Annotated in this window: 12 protein-coding genes; 6 read left to right on the forward strand and 6 right to left on the reverse strand. The window is 57.4% G+C overall.

The genetic code is table 11. The features are described from left to right. Positions 1–198 precede the first annotated feature (198 nt). Genes glpE through ACOTXC_RS14980 form a run of 3 tightly spaced genes read left to right on the forward strand, consistent with a single transcriptional unit; the run spans position 199 to position 2184 of the window. The gene (gene glpE / locus ACOTXC_RS14970; protein ID WP_022649643.1) at positions 199–531 is read left to right on the forward strand and encodes a thiosulfate sulfurtransferase GlpE; all 333 of its coding nucleotides are present in this window, start codon (positions 199–201) and stop codon (positions 529–531) included. Positions 532–578: 47 nt separating this feature from the next. Further along, positions 579–1409, forward strand: a complete 831-nt coding sequence (gene glpG / locus ACOTXC_RS14975) for a rhomboid family intramembrane serine protease GlpG (RefSeq protein WP_022649642.1) — start codon at positions 579–581, stop codon at positions 1407–1409. A gap of 16 nt (positions 1410–1425) precedes the next feature. Continuing rightward, positions 1426–2184, forward strand: coding sequence for a DeoR/GlpR family transcriptional regulator (locus ACOTXC_RS14980; protein WP_022649641.1), 759 nt, complete (start codon positions 1426–1428; stop codon positions 2182–2184). Positions 2185–2718: 534 nt separating this feature from the next. On the opposite strand, the gene malT is transcribed toward ACOTXC_RS14980, so the two are convergent. Continuing rightward, positions 2719–5424 carry an HTH-type transcriptional regulator MalT gene (gene malT, locus ACOTXC_RS14985; RefSeq protein ID WP_022649640.1) on the reverse strand — a complete coding sequence of 902 codons (2706 nt, stop codon included), beginning with the start codon at positions 5422–5424 and terminating at the stop codon, positions 2719–2721. A 573-nt stretch (positions 5425–5997) separates the two neighbouring features. On the opposite strand from malT, the gene malP reads away from it, so the two are divergent. Next, entirely contained in the window at positions 5998–8391 is a 2394-nt protein-coding gene (malP, locus tag ACOTXC_RS14990) for a maltodextrin phosphorylase (protein ID WP_058645898.1), read from the forward strand. Positions 8392–8400: 9 nt separating this feature from the next. Then, a complete protein-coding gene (malQ, locus tag ACOTXC_RS14995; protein ID WP_421767805.1) occupies positions 8401–10479 on the forward strand; it encodes a 4-alpha-glucanotransferase in 2079 nt (692 codons plus the stop codon). 87 nt (positions 10480–10566) lie between these two features. Here the strand turns inward: malQ and gntT are convergent, their stop codons facing one another. The 3 genes from gntT to gntX form a co-directional block, all read right to left on the reverse strand. Further along, positions 10567–11883, reverse strand: coding sequence for a gluconate transporter (gene gntT / locus ACOTXC_RS15000; protein WP_022649637.1), 1317 nt, complete (start codon positions 11881–11883; stop codon positions 10567–10569). 305 nt (positions 11884–12188) lie between these two features. Next, entirely contained in the window at positions 12189–12764 is a 576-nt protein-coding gene (gene nfuA, locus ACOTXC_RS15005; RefSeq protein WP_003861601.1) for a Fe-S biogenesis protein NfuA, read from the reverse strand. A gap of 61 nt (positions 12765–12825) precedes the next feature. Next, on the reverse strand, positions 12826–13506 hold the full coding sequence (gntX, locus tag ACOTXC_RS15010; protein ID WP_023298787.1) for a DNA utilization protein GntX: 681 nt from the start codon (positions 13504–13506) through the stop codon (positions 12826–12828). 36 nt (positions 13507–13542) lie between these two features. Here gntX and bioH point away from each other — a divergent pair, with 36 nt between their 5' ends. Further along, entirely contained in the window at positions 13543–14325 is a 783-nt protein-coding gene (bioH, locus tag ACOTXC_RS15015) for a pimeloyl-ACP methyl ester esterase BioH (RefSeq protein WP_023298786.1), read from the forward strand. On the opposite strand, the gene feoC is transcribed toward bioH, so the two are convergent. Beyond that, positions 14300–14536 carry a [Fe-S]-dependent transcriptional repressor FeoC gene (gene feoC / locus ACOTXC_RS15020; RefSeq protein WP_015571443.1) on the reverse strand — a complete coding sequence of 79 codons (237 nt, stop codon included), beginning with the start codon at positions 14534–14536 and terminating at the stop codon, positions 14300–14302. The genes bioH and feoC overlap by 26 nt on opposite strands. An 11-nt stretch (positions 14537–14547) precedes the next feature. After that, positions 14548–16866: a Fe(2+) transporter permease subunit FeoB gene (feoB, locus tag ACOTXC_RS15025; RefSeq protein ID WP_022649634.1), complete on the reverse strand. Its 2319-nt coding sequence runs from the start codon at positions 16864–16866 to the stop codon at positions 14548–14550. Positions 16867–16882: the final 16 nt, after the last annotated feature.

Genomic DNA, 16882 nt, shown 5'->3' on the forward strand with positions numbered 1-16882 from the left:
AACAATTTAGAGTGATATGGATAACATAATGGCGTTTACCCGCCGCCAGGACGTACACTACGGGGTAAAATCGTGCGGTCTGATGCCCTCACCCCAGCCCTCTCCCACGGGGAGAGGGTGATCCGTTTCCCTCTCCCTCCGGGAGAGGGTAGGGTGAGGGGAAAACCGCACCACACCTGAATATAAGATGAGAACACCATGGATCAGTTTGAATGTATTAACGTAGAAGAAGCCCATCAGAAGATGCACCAGAAAACCGCGGTACTGGTGGATATCCGCGATCCGCAGAGCTTTGCGATGGGCCACACGCCGGGCGCGTTCCATCTCACCAACGACACGCTGGGCGCGTTTATGCGCGATAACGACTTCGACACGCCGGTGATGGTGATGTGCTATCACGGCAACAGCAGTAAAGGCGCGGCGCAGTATCTGCTCCAGCAGGGTTACGACGCGGTATACAGCGTCGATGGCGGCTTCGATGCATGGCATCGTCATTTCCCGGCAGAAGTTGAATACGCGTTTGAGCGCTGATCCCGCTATACTGTCCCCTTTTGTGTGGAAATAAGCGACCGCTGCCCATGTTGATGATCACCTCTTTTAGCAACCCGCGCGTCGCCCAGGCGTTTGTCGACTATATGGCGACGCAGGGCATTATCCTGACTATTCAGCAGCATACACAGACGGATGTCTGGCTGGCAGACGAAAGCCAGGCTGGGCGCGTGAACGCCGAGCTGGCGCGTTTCCTGGAAAACCCGGGCGACCCGCGTTATCTGGCAGCAAGCTGGCAATCCGGCCAGACCGACAGTGGCCTGCACTATCAACGTTTTCCGTTTCTCGCCACCCTCCGCGAGCGCGCAGGACCGTTTACGCTGCTTTTGATGGCAGCCTGCATCATCGTCTTCATTATTATGAGCGTGGTGGGCGACCAGAGCGTGATGATTGCCCTCGCATGGCCGTACGATCCCTCCCTGCAATTTGACGTCTGGCGCTACTTCACGCATGCGCTGATGCACTTCTCGGTGATGCATATCCTCTTTAACCTGCTGTGGTGGTGGTATCTCGGCGGGGCGGTGGAGAAGCGGCTCGGCAGCGGCAAGCTGATTGTGATCACCCTTATCAGCGCCCTGTTAAGCGGCTATGTGCAGCATAAATTCAGCGGTCCGTGGTTTGGCGGGTTATCCGGCGTGGTGTACGCCCTGATGGGTTACGCCTGGCTCAGAGGCGAGCGCGACCCGGAAAGCGGCATCTATTTACAACGTGGATTAATAACCTTTGCGTTAATATGGCTTATTGCCGGATGGTTTGATCTGTTTGGTATGTCTATCGCCAATGGTGCGCACGTTACCGGCCTGGCGGTCGGGCTGGCGATGGCGCTGGCCGATACGCTCCATGCGCGAAAACGAACATAATTCCCAGGGATATTTCATGAAACAAACACAACGTCATGACGCCATTATCGAACTGGTAAAAAAACAGGGATACGTCAGTACTGAAGAGCTGGTGGAGCAGTTTGCCGTCAGCCCGCAAACCATCCGTCGTGACCTCAACGACCTGGCCGATCAGAACCGTATTCTGCGCCATCACGGCGGCGCGGCGCTGCCGTCCAGCTCGGTGAACACCTCATGGCATGATCGTAAGGCGACGCAAACGGCAGAGAAAGAGCGTATCGCCCGTAAAGTGGCGAGCCAGATCCCGAACGGCGCGACGCTGTTTATTGATATCGGCACCACGCCGGAAGCGGTCGCCCATGCGCTGCTGAACCATGAGAACCTCCGCGTGGTGACCAACAACCTGAACGTGGCCAACACGTTGATGCAGAAAGACGATTTTCGCATCATCCTCGCGGGCGGCGAACTGCGCAGCCGCGACGGGGGCATTATCGGCGAAGCGACGCTCGATTTTATCTCTCAGTTCCGCCTCGACTTCGGCATTCTGGGGATCAGCGGCATCGACACCGACGGCTCGCTGCTGGAGTTTGATTACCACGAGGTGCGCACCAAGCGCGCGATTATTGAGAACTCGCGCCACGTGATGCTGGTGGTGGATCACTCGAAATTTGGCCGCAATGCGATGGTCAACATGGGCAGCATTAGCATGGTGAATGCGGTCTACACCGACGAGATGCCGCCGGCGGGCGTGTTGCAGGTGATTAAGGATAACAATTTGCAGCTGGAGTTGTGCTAGCGGTGGTGTCGGGTGGCGCTGCGCTTACCCGACCTACAAATTGTTCTCCCTCTCCCTGTGGGAGAGGGTTCCCCACAAATTAATGCGAGCACTGAGCAATCCCCTCGCCCCTCCGGGGAGAGGGTTAGGGTGAGGGGAACATACGGCGGTGGTGGTCATTCCGTTCACTTTATGTTCCTTGCTACTCTGTAACGACATGACCGGTGAACGTGCCAGGGTGGCTCAGTCGCCACCACCCTGGCGACCCGGGCTCCCGGCGGTAAATCGCCGCTTCGCGGTGCCCTCGGCTTATTCCTTCCGGCTTATCGGGTACGGGCGGAGGCAACGTCCCTGTAAAGCCGCCCTCTCGGCGCATCCCTGCGCCTCGCCCCGGCCGGAAGGCAAAAGCCTCAGCGATTTACAGCCGGACCAGGGCATCGCTGACAGCCCTCAGTCATTTAGAAAGCAACTTTATTGCTTCTGCATAAAAAAATTACTGGGGATCCCTCAGCCCTGTGGGAGAGGGCCGGGGTGAGGGCATCAGGCCGCACAAAACTAAACTCCGTATCCCATCATCTTCAACAACTGCTGCGCATGCTGCACCGCGTCCTGACGGTGCGCCACGCCCAGCTTCTGATACAGATTGCGAATGTGCGTTTTGATGGTGGTTGCCGCCACCGCCAGCTCACCGGCTATCTGCTCGTTGCTGTAGCCTGAATAGATCAGCCCCAGCACCTGCCATTCACGCTGTGTGAGCGGGCTGGTGCGGATAAGCTCCGGTACTTCCGGATGGTTCAGCAGACGTTCAACAAAGTTCTCATCGAAGTGCGCAAACTTGTGGCGATGGTGCTGGTTGATCTCGCGCAGAATGCGCTGGGCGCGATGCTGATCGAGTTCCGGCAGCGTGTTGAGCTGAATCAGCTGGCGCAACTGCTGGGCCATCACTTCACCCTCAATCACAAAGTGGCTGATAAACCCGGTGCGGTTCGCCAGCTGCAACGCTTCCAGCAGCACGCGCTGGGCATCGTTTTTACGTCCCGCCTGCCAGTAAAGCTGGTTTAACAGCAGCAGGTTGCGGTTTAAATCGCTCATCAGGCGCAGGCTACGGGCGTTTTCGTTTAACTCTTCCAGCACGATTTCGGCAGGCTCGAAGTCACCCAGCAGGATCTGCACGCGGGCAATATTGCGCCACTGGCTTTGCAGGAAGTGGTTATTGGCAAATTCTGGTTTAGGCGTGTGACGCAGCCAGTTGGCGGCGGACTTTTTATCGCCGGTCATCTGCCAGTAAATCACCCGGACCTTATCGGCGTTGGAGACCCAGTCGCTATGGTACTGCCCGTTGCCGAGCAGGTTTTCCAGGCGGTTAAGGTGGTTGCGGGCATTATCCAGGTCGCCGCGTGCCAGCGAGCACTGCACCAGCAGGGCCAGGCACTGGAGTTGCTGCTGCGGCTGGAAGCTCGAAAGCACATTCAGGCCCTGGCGGGCGCAGCTTTCTGCTTCATCCAGACGCGACCATGCCCAGAGCAGCTGAGCGCGAATACGCAACAGGAACTCGTGCATCGGCAGCTGTTCCAGATGCTGTTCACGGATCAGCTGGAACGCTTTCTCCTGGTTTTCCCAGGCGGCCTGCAGGAACCCCTGAGCAAATAAAATCTCGCTTTGCTGGATCAGGCTCCAGAGGGCGTAGTGCCAGACATCGTGGCGGCGGGCCATCTGTTCGGTTTGCTGCATGAGCGAAAGCGAACGCGTGAGGTCGCCCTTACAATGCAGCACTTCGCCGTGTACCGAGGTGGCCACAATACGGCTGTAGAAATTCGCCAGCGGCAGCTCATCCAGCGCGACCATCGCCAGCCGTTCGGCTTCTTCCGGGTCGCCGTCGTTAATCGCCACCTGCGCACGCAGGGCGTTAAATTCGCCGTGCAGGGTGGCATCCATCTCGCTTTCCATTTCCTGCTCGGCGCGCGCCAGCAGGGTGTTCACTTCGCTGTAACGATGCTGGCTCTGCATCAGCCAGGCCTGGAGCAGCACCAGACGCGGATTCTCCAGCAGGCTCTCCCACGGCAGCGCTTTTAACGACTCTTCCAGCAGCGTCAGTTCGCTGTGGTTGAACAGTCCCCACGCGTGGTTGAGCAGAATATCGCGCAGCATACCGGCATCTCCGGCGGCCAGCGCATGGTGGATAGCCTCGCTCGGGAAACCTTGCGCCATCCAGCTTTCGGCGGCGGCGCGGTGAATTTCTGGCAGCTCTGCGGCCATCTCCCACTGGCAACGCTGGCGCAGGAAGCTGCCAAACAGCGGATGGTAGCTAAACCATTCGCCGGGATCGTCCATTCGCGTCAGGAACAAACCCTGACGTTCAATCTCTTCGAGCTGAAGCTGCCCGTTTTCAATACCGGTGACGCGCACAATCAGCGCATCGTTCATCGAACGTAGCAGGGAGCTTTTCAGCAGGAAATGGCGGGTAGTGAGGTCTACGCTGTTGAGTACCTCATCCACCAGATAATCCGACAGGTGGCTGGCGTTGATGCCCGCCAGGCGGCGCGCGGACTGGTGCGTTGGGCTATTGTTTTGCCGCGCGGAAAGGGCAATCAGCTGAAGCGCCGTGGCCCAGCCTGCAACGTCATCACACAGGCGGCTGCTTTCCGACGCCTCAATCGGAGAAGTCAGACGGCAGTCAAAGAACTGTTTCGCTTCCTGATGGGTAAAGGCCAGCTGCTGACTGCCGATTTCCAGCAGCTGATCGCGCACCCGCAGGTTGGCAATGCCCAGCTGCGGAAGGTTGCGCGACAGGACGACCAGCGTCAGGTTTTCCGGCTGATGGCGCAGGAAGAACCGCATCGACTCGTGAATAACCGGGTTGGTGATCAGATGATAATCATCAATCACCACATACAGCGGGCGATGCCATTCGGCCAGTTCGATAAACAGCTGGGAGAACAGAGAGGACAGGCTGGCGTACTGGCGCTTTTGCACCATCACCTCGCTGGTGACGCAATGTCCGTTGGTTGCCTGCTGAATCGCGGCAATTAAATAGCTGGCAAAACGCTCCTGCTGGTTATCACCTTCATCCAGGGAGTACCAGCCAAGATCGCTTTTACCTGCCGCCCATTGCGAAATGAGCGTTGTTTTTCCATAACCCGCAGGACTCGTAACCAGCGCCAGTCGGAAATTATGCGCACCGGAAAGTTTAGCCAGCAGGCGCTCGCGGACCACAGTATGGTCAAGACGAACCGGGCGACTTAATTTGGACGGAATCAACATAGTTTTCACTTCACTGTGGGGAACGAGAGAATTTATTTTTTTTGCGCTTCGTAATTAATATCTATAAGTTCGGCCAATAGAGGAACTATTGCAAGTTATGTCTGGGTTTGGAGGCTCTGAATTTGCACTCTGTCACAAAACATTCTCATCATTGGTGGAACTTTTCATAAATGGCTGGATGCCGCGCTGTTACTGGCTTGTCTGCATGGCGCGCGGTTGCGCTGAAACTGGTTTCAGAAAGAGATAATGACGGTGAAGTTAATTAACTTTGGGGAAAGTTGCTCTGGCTTAATAGTGTTGCTGGAAAGCCGCTGTACGTGAGAAATATTATTCTACGTAAGTAATCATTTCAGCGATGATTAATTTCCTCCGAAACTGCATTTCATTTCTTTGACGCTCTTCCGGGATCGCTTTTTCAGCGAAGCGCACACTTACACAGTGGCCTCGATCACACTTTTATGCTCATCCCCGCTACTCCTCCCTGCCTAATCCCCGACAGGAGGAGGAAGAGGCGCAATGAGCCAGGCACACTAACGCCAAATGTGTTTTCTCTCTACAGGATGCCGATTCCCTATGTCACAGCCTACTTTCAACAAAGCTCAATTCCAGGCTGCCCTGACGCGTCAGTGGCAGCGTTTTGGCCTTCATGCTGCAAACGAGATGACGCCTCACCAGTGGTGGCAGGCGGTGAGCGGGGCGCTCGCAGAGCAGCTGGACGCTCAGCCCGCGACGAAGCCTGTGAAAGGCCAGCGTCACGTCAACTACATTTCGATGGAGTTCCTGATTGGCCGTCTGACGGGTAACAATCTGCTGAACCTTGGCTGGTATCAGGACGTCGGCGACGTGCTGAAAGAACACGACATCAACCTGACCGATCTGCTGGAAGAAGAGATTGATCCGGCGCTGGGTAACGGCGGTCTGGGACGTCTGGCAGCCTGCTTCCTGGATTCCATGGCAACCGTGGGCCAGTCGGCCATTGGCTATGGTCTGAACTACCAGTACGGTCTGTTCCGCCAGTCGTTCGCTGACGGCCACCAGATGGAAGCGCCGGACGACTGGCATCGTAATACTTACCCGTGGTTCCGCCACAACGCACAGCTGGATGTGCAGGTCGGGATTGGCGGGAAAGTCACGAAGCAGGGGCTCTGGGAACCAGCGTTCACCATTACCGGTGAAGCCTGGGATCTGCCGGTGCTCGGCTACCGTAACGGCGTGGCGCAGCCGCTGCGTCTGTGGCAGGCGAAGCACGCGCATCCATTTAACCTGACTAAATTCAATGACGGTGATTTCCTGCGCGCCGAGCAGCAGGGTATCGACGCCGAGAAGCTGACCAAAGTGCTCTACCCGAACGACAACCATCTGGCGGGTAAAAAGCTGCGCCTGATGCAGCAATACTTCCAGTGCGCCTGTTCCGTGGCGGACATTCTGCGCCGCCACCACCTGGCGGGCCGCAAGCTGGCGCAGCTGCCGGACTTCGAAGTTATTCAGCTCAACGACACGCACCCAACCATTGCCATCCCGGAACTTCTGCGCGTGCTGATCGACGAGCATCAGCTGAGCTGGGACGACGCCTGGGCCATCACCAGCCGCACCTTCGCCTACACCAACCACACCCTGATGCCGGAAGCGCTGGAGTGCTGGGATGAGAAGCTGGTGAAAACGCTGCTGCCGCGCCATATGCAGATCATCAATAAAATTAACGACCAGTTTAACGTGCTGGTGGAGAAAACCTGGCCGGGCGACAAAGCCGTCTGGGCGAAGCTGGCCGTGGTACACAACAAACAGGTGCGCATGGCAAACATGTGCGTGGTAAGCGGCTTTGCGGTGAACGGCGTGGCCGCGCTGCACTCGGATCTGGTGGTGAAAGACCTCTTCCCGGAATACCACCAGCTGTGGCCGACCAAATTCCACAACGTGACCAACGGCATTACGCCGCGTCGCTGGATCAAACAGTGCAACCCGCTGCTGGCCGGCCTGCTGGACAAGACCCTGAAGAAAGAGTGGGCCAACGATCTGGACCAGCTCATCAACCTGGAAAAATACGCTGACGACGCGAAGTTCCGCGAGCAGTACCGCGCCATTAAGCTGGAGAACAAGGTACGTCTGGCCGAGTTCGTGAAAATGCGTACCGGAATTGAAATTAACCCAAATGCGATTTTCGATATCCAGATCAAACGCCTGCACGAGTACAAACGTCAGCACCTGAACCTGCTGCACATTCTGGCGCTGTACAAAGAGATCCGCGAGAACCCTCAGGCCGACCGCGTCCCGCGCGTGTTCCTGTTCGGTGCGAAAGCGGCGCCGGGCTACTACCTGGCGAAAAACATTATCCTTGCCATTAATAAAGTGGCGGCGGCGGTCAACAACGATCCGAAAGTGGGCGACAAGCTGAAGGTGGTGTTCCTGCCGGACTACTGCGTCTCTGCGGCTGAAATGCTGATCCCGGCGGCGGATATTTCCGAGCAGATCTCTACCGCCGGTAAAGAAGCGTCCGGCACCGGCAACATGAAGCTGGCCCTGAACGGCGCGCTGACCGTCGGCACGCTGGACGGTGCGAACGTTGAAATCGCCGAGAAGGTCGGTGAAGAGAACATCTTTATCTTCGGCCATACTGTTGAAGAAGTGAAAGCCATCAAAGCCAAAGGGTACGACCCGGTGAAATGGCGTAAAAAAGACAAAGTGCTGGATGCGGTGTTGAAAGAGCTGGAAAGCGGAAAGTACAGCGACGGCGACAAGCACGCGTTTGACCAGATGCTGCACAGCATGGACAAACAGGGCGGCGACCCGTACCTGGTCATGGCGGACTTCACCGCTTACGTTGAAGCGCAGAAGCAGGTCGACGTGCTGTATCGCGACCAGGATGCCTGGACCCGCGCGTGTATCCTGAACACCGCGCGCTGCGGTATGTTCAGCTCTGACCGCTCAATCCGTGATTATCAGGCTCGTATCTGGCAGGCAAAACGCTAAGGAAGCGCGATGGAGAGTAAACGTCTGGACAGTGCCGCGCAGGCGGCGGGAATTAGCCTCAGTTACATCAATGCGCACGGCAAACCGCAGTCTATTGGTGCGGACACCAAAAGACGTTTGCTGGATGCCATGCACAAATCCGACGCGAAAGCGTCGGGAGCGCCGGTGCCGAACGTGAAGGTCTTTACCGCGGGCAAAAAGATGCCGCTGGCGGTGGAAGGACGCGGCGAGTTCAGCTGGCTGCTCACCACCGAAGAGGGGCATCAGCATAAAGGCCATGCCACCGGCGGCAAAACCCTCACCCTTCCGGCGAAGCTGCCGGAGGGCTATCACAGCCTGACGCTCACCCAGAATGACAGCCGCTTCCACTGTCGGGTGATCGTCGCGCCGAAGCGCTGCTATGAGCCGCAGGCGCTACTCGAAGGCAAAAAGCTGTGGGGCGCCTGTGTGCAGCTTTACACCTTGCGTTCAGACAGCAACTGGGGCATTGGCGATTTTGGCGACCTGAAAAAGATGCTGGCATCTGTTGGTGAGCGCGGCGGGGCATTTATCGGTCTCAACCCGATCCACGCCCTCTATCCGGCGAATCCGGAAAGCGCCAGCCCGTACAGCCCGTCTTCCCGCCGCTGGCTGAACGTGATCTACATCGACGTTAACGCGTTAGACGATTTCAAAAACAGCAAAGAGGCGCAGGCGTGGTGGAAGCTGGACACCACCCAACAGATGCTGAAACAGGCCCGCGATGCGGACTGGGTCGATTATGCCTCCGTGACCGCGCTGAAAATGGCGGCGCTGCGTCTGGCATGGAAGGGCTTTGCGAAGCGTGACGACGAGCAGATGGCAGCCTTCCGCCAGTTTGTGATGCAGGAAGGCGAGAGCCTTTACTGGCAGGCTGCGTTTGATGCGCTGCATGCGTATCAGGTCCAGGAGGATGAGATGCGCTGGGGCTGGCCGGTGTGGCCGGAAGCGTATCAGTCCGTGGATACCCCGGAAGTGAAGGCGTTTTGTGAGACGCATGCCGACGAAGTGGATTTCTATCTCTGGTTGCAGTGGCTGGCGTACAGCCAGTTTGCTGCCTGCTGGCAGGTGAGCCAGGGCTATAACATGCCGATCGGTCTGTATCGCGATCTGGCCGTCGGCGTGGCGGAAGGCGGGGCGGAGACCTGGTGTGACCGTGAACTTTACTGTCTGAAAGCCTCCGTCGGTGCGCCGCCGGATATTCTGGGCCCGCTTGGTCAGAACTGGGGCTTGCCGCCGATGGATCCACACGTGATGGCGGCGCGTGCCTACGAGCCGTTTATCGATCTGCTGCGCGCTAACATGCAGAACTGCGGCGCGTTGCGTATCGACCATGTCATGTCTGTGCTGCGTCTGTGGTGGATCCCGTACGGTGAAACGGCCGATCACGGGGCGTACGTGCAGTATCCGGTGGACGATCTGCTCTCAATCCTCGCGCTGGAGAGTAAACGTCATCAGTGCATGGTGATTGGCGAAGATCTCGGTACCGTGCCGGTTGAGATTGTCAGCAAGCTCCGCGACAGCGGGGTTTACTCCTACAAAGTGCTCTATTTTGAAAACGACCATGAGAAAACCTTCCGCGCGCCGAAAGCGTACCCTGAACAGTCAATGGCAGTCGCGACGACGCATGATCTTCCTACGCTCAGAGGCTACTGGGAAAGCGGCGACCTGACGCTCGGCAAAACGCTGGGTCTCTACCCGGATGAAGAGGTTCTGCGTGGGTTGTATCAGGATCGCGAGCTGGCGAAACAGGGGCTGCTGGATGCGCTGCATAAGCATGGCTGTCTGCCGAAGCGCGCCGGGCATAAGGCGGCGCTGATGTCGATGACGCCAACGCTTAACCGTGGCTTACAGCGCTATATTGCCGCCAGCAACAGCGCGTTGCTCGGTCTGCAACCGGAAGACTGGATTGATATGGCGGAGCCGGTAAACATACCCGGTACCAGCTATCAGTACAAAAACTGGCGTCGCAAGCTGTCCACTACGCTTGAAGCGATGTTCGCCGATGACGGGGTGAACAGGTTGATTAAGGATTTGGATAAACGGCGAAAAGCAGCCGCGAAGAAATAATAAAAAACCCGCCAGTGGCGGGTTTTTTATTATCAGGTCGTGCTCATGTAGGTCGGGTAAGGCGTAGCCGCCACCCGACTTAGGGCATCAGACCACCATATTCAACAGCAGCACCCCGACCAGACCGCACACCGAAATAATGGTTTCCAGCGCGGACCAGGACTTGATGGTTTCACCGATGGTCAGGTTGAAGTACTCCTTGAACAGCCAGAAGCCCGGATCGTTCACGTGGGAGAAAATCACGCTGCCCGAACCGACCGCGATAACCATCAGCTCAGGGCTTACGCCCGTGGTCGCAATCAGCGGCGCAACGATACCACCCGCGGTAATCGCCGCAACGGTTGCAGAGCCCAGCGCGATACGCAGCACCGCGGCAATAGACCATGCCATCAGGAGCGGCGATACGTTGGTTTCATGCATCATGGCAGCAATGTATTTATCCACGCCGCTGTCGACCAGCACCTGCTTAAACGCGCCGCCACCGCCGATGATCAGCAGCATCATGGCAATGATTTTGATGGAAGAGGTCAGCGTGTCGTTGATCTGATCCATGGAACGACCACGGTTAAGACCGAAGGTGAACATGGCGATCAGGACCGCAATCAGCGTTGCCATCACCGGGTCGCCCAGGAACTCCGCAACGGACAGGAACGCGTGACCTTTCGGCAGAACCATCTCTGCTACGGCACGCATTGCCATCAGGATCACCGGCACCAGAGAGGTCCAGACGCTGACGCCAAAGCCAGGCATCTCTGCATCTGTGAAGGTTTTGGCGCTGTACAGGCCTTCCGGGATGGGCTTATCAATGCCTTTCAGGAAGCGCGCATAAACAGGACCGGCCAGGATAACCGTTGGGATCGCCAGAATCGTACCGAACAGCAGGGTTTTACCCATGTCGGCGTGGAAGATGGTAGCGATAGCCGTTGGACCCGGATGCGGCGGCAGGAAGCCGTGGGTGACGGACAGCGCCGCAGCCATCGGTACGCCTACGAACAGCAGCGGGATGTTGGCGGCAGCGGCGATGGTGAACACCAGCGGCAGCATCAGGACGAAGCCCACTTCATAGAACAGTGCGAAACCGACGGTAAAACCGGTTAACACCACCGCCCACTGGATGTGCTGCTTGCCAAATTTATCGATAAGGGTAGTGGCAATACGCTGCGCGCCACCGCAGTCCGCGAGCATTTTACCGAGCATGGCGCCGAAGCCCATGATCAGCGCCAGGCTGCCGAGCGTACCGCCGACACCGGCTTTAATGGAGCTGATAACTTTAACCAGCGGCATTCCCTGCATCAGACCGACTGCAAGTGCCACCAGAACCAGAGCGATAAATCCGTTCATTTTGAAGCGGATCATCAAGAGCAGTAATAACACAACACCGATAGCGACGATGACTAATGGCATGATTGACCTGGCCTTTGAATTGTTATGGGTAACGTCATTGTTTCAACGACAAATTCCGGTTGTCCCAACTGGGAACAGAGTAGTAACGGCACTCATACTGATGCCTGCGAAAACGATAAGTTTAGTCGGCTGTTATAAGGGTGTTGAGTGCCCATGGGAATGATACGGGTAACATGATGTGATTGAGAATCACCCAGGGAGGCAAAATTTGAATTATGAGACGCAGGTCAACATATAGAGGGGGAGGCAAGAAAAAGCAGGCCCGGTAAGCGCAGCGCCACCGGGCAATACAGACGGGCACTGAATTAGTAGTAAGAGTGCTCGCCGCGCTGGTGTTCGGTCAGATCGCGCACGCCTTTCAGTTCCGGGAATTCGTTCAGCAGCTGCTTCTCGATCCCTTCTTTCAGGGTTACATCGACCATGGAGCAGCCGTTACAGCCGCCGCCGAATTGCAGGATCGCCAGACCATCTTCGGTGATTTCCATCAGGGAAACACGTCCACCGTGGCCGGCCAGCTGCGGGTTGATCTGCGATTGCAGCAGATATTCCACACGCTCCATCAGCGGGGCATCGTCAGAGACTTTACGCATCTTCGCGTTTGGCGCCTTCAGCGTCAGCTGCGAACCCAGCTGGTCGGTGACGAAATCAATCTCCGCATCTTCAAGATACGGCGCGCTCAGCTCATCAACGTATGCGGTGAGCTGTTCAAATTTAAGGGCAGTGTCAGTTGCTTCCACAGCATCCGGAGGACAATAAGAGACACCACATTCTGCATTCGGAGTGCCTGGATTGATCACAAACACGCGGATCTGCGTCCCTTCTTCCTGATTTGCCAGCAGTTTGGCAAAGTGCGCTTGTGCAGAATCGGAAATACGGATCATAGCTTTGGCCTAATAGTTGACTAAATTACCTGGGTATAATCATACGCCCATTGAAGAAGGGCTACAAGGTACGGCACAGACACCATACCTGAACTGACGCGGCGCCGCTTTGCAAAAGCAGTCGGGAAAGTTCAGCCACGGTACTGCCCGTGGTGACGACATCATCCACAATCGCGATATGGAGACCGTTGACCGGCAATTCAAGGCGAAAGGCGTTTTTCAGGTTTCTTTTGCGCGACCGGGCGTTGAGCCGGTGCTGAACGGCAGTGGCATGAATACGTTTCAGCGCAGAGGCGGGGTACCGGCAACCCAGCCAGCGGGCGAGCGGACGGCACAGCAGGTCGCTCTGATTGTATCCCCGCCGCCAGTGCCGACGCTGAAAGAGTGGCACGTTCACGAGCGTGTCGACCGACGGTAGCCCACGCGTTCTTCGCGCCTGCAATACCGCCAGTAATAACAGGCGTGCCAGTGGCTGCGCCAGCGCGAACTGGCTGGAAAACTTAAACTGATGAACCAGACGACTCAGCGGCAAAACGTAATCATCCACCGCCACCAGCGCGCTCCACGGCGGCGCTTTTTTCAGGCATCGACCACAGGGGAGCGTCTGGCTTACGGCAGGCAAGCCGCATTGCGGACAGCCCTTCAGGTAACCCAGCGCTCCCGTGCAAACGGAACAGACGCCCCACGCGCTCAGCGCAAGTGGCATTCGGCATAGCCAGCACAAGCCGGGCACTGTTAGCATACGCAACCTCCATGTGAAAAAAGAGAACGTTAACTGATGAAGACGCTGTGGTGGCAGACCGTTGGGACGGGAAATTGTCATCTTGTGCTGCTGCACGGATGGGGACTGAACGCCGAAGTGTGGCGTTGCATAAGTGAGGAACTGGCCTCGCAATTTACGGTACACCTGGTGGATCTGCCGGGGTATGGCCGCAGCCACGGCTACGGCGCGATGACGCTCGAGGACATGGCGGAGCAGGTTCTGGAAGCGGCGCCGCAAAAAGCCGTCTGGCTCGGCTGGAGCCTGGGCGGGCTGGTGGCAAGCCAGATTGCGCTGCGCCATCCTGAGCGGGTCCAGGCGCTGATCACCGTTGCCTCATCACCCTGTTTCAGCGCCCGCGAGGCGTGGCCGGGCATCAAACCTGAGGTGCTGGCCGGGTTCCAGCACCAGTTGAGCGAAGATTTCCAGCGGACGGTGGAGCGTTTCCTGGCGTTGCAGACGATGGGAACAGAAACCGCCCGTCAGGACGCGCGGATGCTGAAGCAGACGGTGCTTTCCCTGCCGATGCCGGAGGTTGAGGTGCTGAACGGTGGACTGGAGATCCTGAAAACGGCCGATCTGCGTGAGCCGCTGGCGTCACTGACGGTGCCGCATCTGCGTATTTATGGCTATCTGGATGGGCTGGTCCCGCGCAAGGTGGTTCCGCTGCTGGATGCGCTGTGGCCGGAGAGTGAATCAATGGTGGTTGCCAAAGCGGCACATGCGCCGTTCATCTCTCATCCTGCTGAGTTTTGTTCGGCGCTGTCCAATTTTATCAGCGAAGCGTCCACCACTCCCTGAGGCAGGCTTTACCTTCCGGACAACTTTTACAACTGCCGGACAGACAACTGTCCGGCTCTTCCTGAATGCGCACGGCTTTCCCCATCGCCTCCAGCCTTTCCAGCATGGCATCGATCATCGGCTGCGGCGTATGCAGGCTGAGGCTGAGCTGCTTCGCCTCCATTCGTCCCTGTAACGCCAGTAGGTCACGAACCTGAATCAACGATGCCATCTTTTTTCCCCTTAGTGACAGTCGCCCGCAGGGCTACTACAGCAGGTCGTTGGGGTTTTGCGCGTTGCCAGCAGGTTAACGTCAACGCGGCTACGTGCCCGGCGCAGCAGGCCAATCACCATCACGTTAAACAGGATCACCGCGAGGATACAGACCAGGCTGTAGCGCGGATGCTGGCTGTAATTGACGGTTTGATAAAACACGGTCGCCAGCGAGTAGGCAATGTTCAGCCCCCACAGAATGGAGAAGCCCATCCAGCCGCGGCTGGACTCACGGGCAATGGCGCCCATGACCGAGATGCACGGAATATAGAGCAGGACGAAGATCAGGTAGCTGTAGGCCGCCGACGCGCTGCCAAATTTCTGGCCCATCACGCCCATTGCTCCGGTCGCCATTACGCCGTCGCCTTTGCTGGCTTCAATCGGGTTCGCCAGCACGCTCAGGCTGAAGGTGTCTTTCAGGCTCTGCCAGGTCTCTTCTACTGCACCCAGAAGTTCGTCACCGAGGCTGAACTCTGCCGGGTTGAACTCCTCTTCCTGGATGTTTTCCGCGGTGTAGAGCGTGTTCAGGGTGCCGACAACCACCTCTTTTGCCATCGCGCCGGTGAACAGGCCCACGGTTGCCTGCCAGTTGTCTTCCTGTACGCCAATCGGTTTGAAGACCGGCGTAATGATCCGGCTGACGGAGGCAAGGGCAGAGTCATTAATGTTGTCCGCTGCCTGGCCGCTCAGGGTGAAGCTGTTCAGGGCGCTCAGGAAAATGCTGACCACTACAATCACCTTACCGGCGCGCAGAACAAAGCCCTTCAGGCGTTGCCAGGTTTGGATAATCAGGCTTTTCAGGTGCGGAACGTGATAAACCGGCAGTTCCATCACGAACGGCGACGCTTCGCCACGCATGATGGTGTGCTTCAGCATCAGGCCGGTGAGAATAGCCATCACGATACCCAGCACATACAGGGAGAAGACGGCCAGCGCCCCTTCTTGACCAAAGAACGCCGCGGCAAAGACCGCGAAGATCGCCAGACGTGCGCCGCAGGACATGAACGGCGCCATCATGATGGTCATCAGGCGTTCGCGCGGTGCGTCCAGCGTACGCGCGCCCATGACTGACGGCACGTTACAGCCAAAACCGACAATCAGCGGCACGAAGGATTTCCCCGGCAGCCCCAGCGCCTGCATCAGGCGGTCCATCACGAAGGCGGCGCGTGCCATGTAACCGGAATCCTCAAGGAAGGAGAGGAACAGGTACATCATGCCGATCTGCGGTACCAGCGGCAGGACGGTGTTGATCCCGCCGCCGATCCCCTGCGCAAGGAAGATGGTCAACCATTCCGGGAAGTGGAGGGTGTAGCCCAGCCACTGAATACCGTGCACGAAGATAGCGACAGAGCCGCCATCAAAGATGGGTTGTAATGCACCGCCGATGTTTATAGCGAGTAGGAACATTACGTACATCACCAGTAAAAAGATTGGCAAACCGAGGAAGCGGTTGAGCACAATCTTATCCACGGCGGCGGTGAAGCGGCTGGGTTCAGCGGTTAATGCATTGCTGACCACGTCACAGATAGCGGCGATGGCCTGATAGCGCGCATCCGCAATATGCAGGGCCGGGTCGTCGAGCTCGTCGCTCAGGCGAGCCTGTGCAACGCTCAGTTTATCCGCCGCATCGCCTGCGTAGGCGCGGCTGTAGATATCGCCTTCCAGCATTTGCAGGCCAAGCCACAGGCGCTGTCTGGCGGGCATGGCGTTGTCCATCTCCTGCGCCAGCTGCCCGGCCTCGCGCAGCAGCGGCTGGGCGTAGTGCACCAGTTCGACGTCGGCATTGCCCGTGTGGCGGTCAATTGCCAGCTTCAGGGCGTCAATGCCGCGCGCGCGGGTAGAAACCAGCGGAACCACCGGGCAGCCCAGACGGGCGGAGAGGGCGTCGACGTCGATGCGCAGCTTTTGCTTCTCGGCGATGTCGAGCATGTTAAGCGCTACGATGCAGGGGATCCCCAGCTCCAGCAGCTGTAGCGTGAGGTACAGATTTCGTTCGAGATTGGAGGCATCCACCACATTGATGAGCAGATCCGCGTCGCCGCTCAGAATATAGTGGCAGGCAATTTGCTCATCGAGAGAGGTCTGAGATGAAATTGTGGTGAGTGAATAGGTCCCCGGTAAATCAACCAGCGTGACCTGATTATCTGTCGTGGTGAACTGGCCTTCTTTGCGTTCAACCGTTACGCCTGCCCAATTTCCCACACGCTGGCGTGCGCCGGTTAACTGATTAAATAAGGTTGTCTTGCCGGAATTAGGATTGCCAATTAAGCCAATAGTTAATTTTTTCATTGTTTTAGACTCACTG

This window comes from Enterobacter cloacae complex sp. IR5428, from assembly GCF_049238585.1.
Classification (GTDB): domain Bacteria; phylum Pseudomonadota; class Gammaproteobacteria; order Enterobacterales; family Enterobacteriaceae; genus Enterobacter; species Enterobacter intestinihominis.

What these genes read in the sequence shown, in the direction of transcription:
- glpE (WP_022649643.1), top strand. Translation starts at nt 199, where the DNA reads ATGGATCAGTTTGAATGTATTAACGTAGAAGAAGCCCATCAGAAGATG.
- nfuA (WP_003861601.1), bottom strand. Translation starts at nt 12,764, where the DNA reads ATGATCCGTATTTCCGATTCTGCACAAGCGCACTTTGCCAAACTGCTG.
- malT (WP_022649640.1), bottom strand. Translation starts at nt 5,424, where the DNA reads ATGTTGATTCCGTCCAAATTAAGTCGCCCGGTTCGTCTTGACCATACT.
- bioH (WP_023298786.1), top strand. Translation starts at nt 13,543, where the DNA reads ATGAAGACGCTGTGGTGGCAGACCGTTGGGACGGGAAATTGTCATCTT.
- feoB (WP_022649634.1), bottom strand. Translation starts at nt 16,866, where the DNA reads ATGAAAAAATTAACTATTGGCTTAATTGGCAATCCTAATTCCGGCAAG.
- ACOTXC_RS14980 (WP_022649641.1), top strand. Translation starts at nt 1,426, where the DNA reads ATGAAACAAACACAACGTCATGACGCCATTATCGAACTGGTAAAAAAA.
- malP (WP_058645898.1), top strand. Translation starts at nt 5,998, where the DNA reads ATGTCACAGCCTACTTTCAACAAAGCTCAATTCCAGGCTGCCCTGACG.
- gntT (WP_022649637.1), bottom strand. Translation starts at nt 11,883, where the DNA reads ATGCCATTAGTCATCGTCGCTATCGGTGTTGTGTTATTACTGCTCTTG.
- glpG (WP_022649642.1), top strand. Translation starts at nt 579, where the DNA reads ATGTTGATGATCACCTCTTTTAGCAACCCGCGCGTCGCCCAGGCGTTT.
- gntX (WP_023298787.1), bottom strand. Translation starts at nt 13,506, where the DNA reads ATGCTAACAGTGCCCGGCTTGTGCTGGCTATGCCGAATGCCACTTGCG.
- malQ (WP_421767805.1), top strand. Translation starts at nt 8,401, where the DNA reads ATGGAGAGTAAACGTCTGGACAGTGCCGCGCAGGCGGCGGGAATTAGC.
- feoC (WP_015571443.1), bottom strand. Translation starts at nt 14,536, where the DNA reads ATGGCATCGTTGATTCAGGTTCGTGACCTACTGGCGTTACAGGGACGA.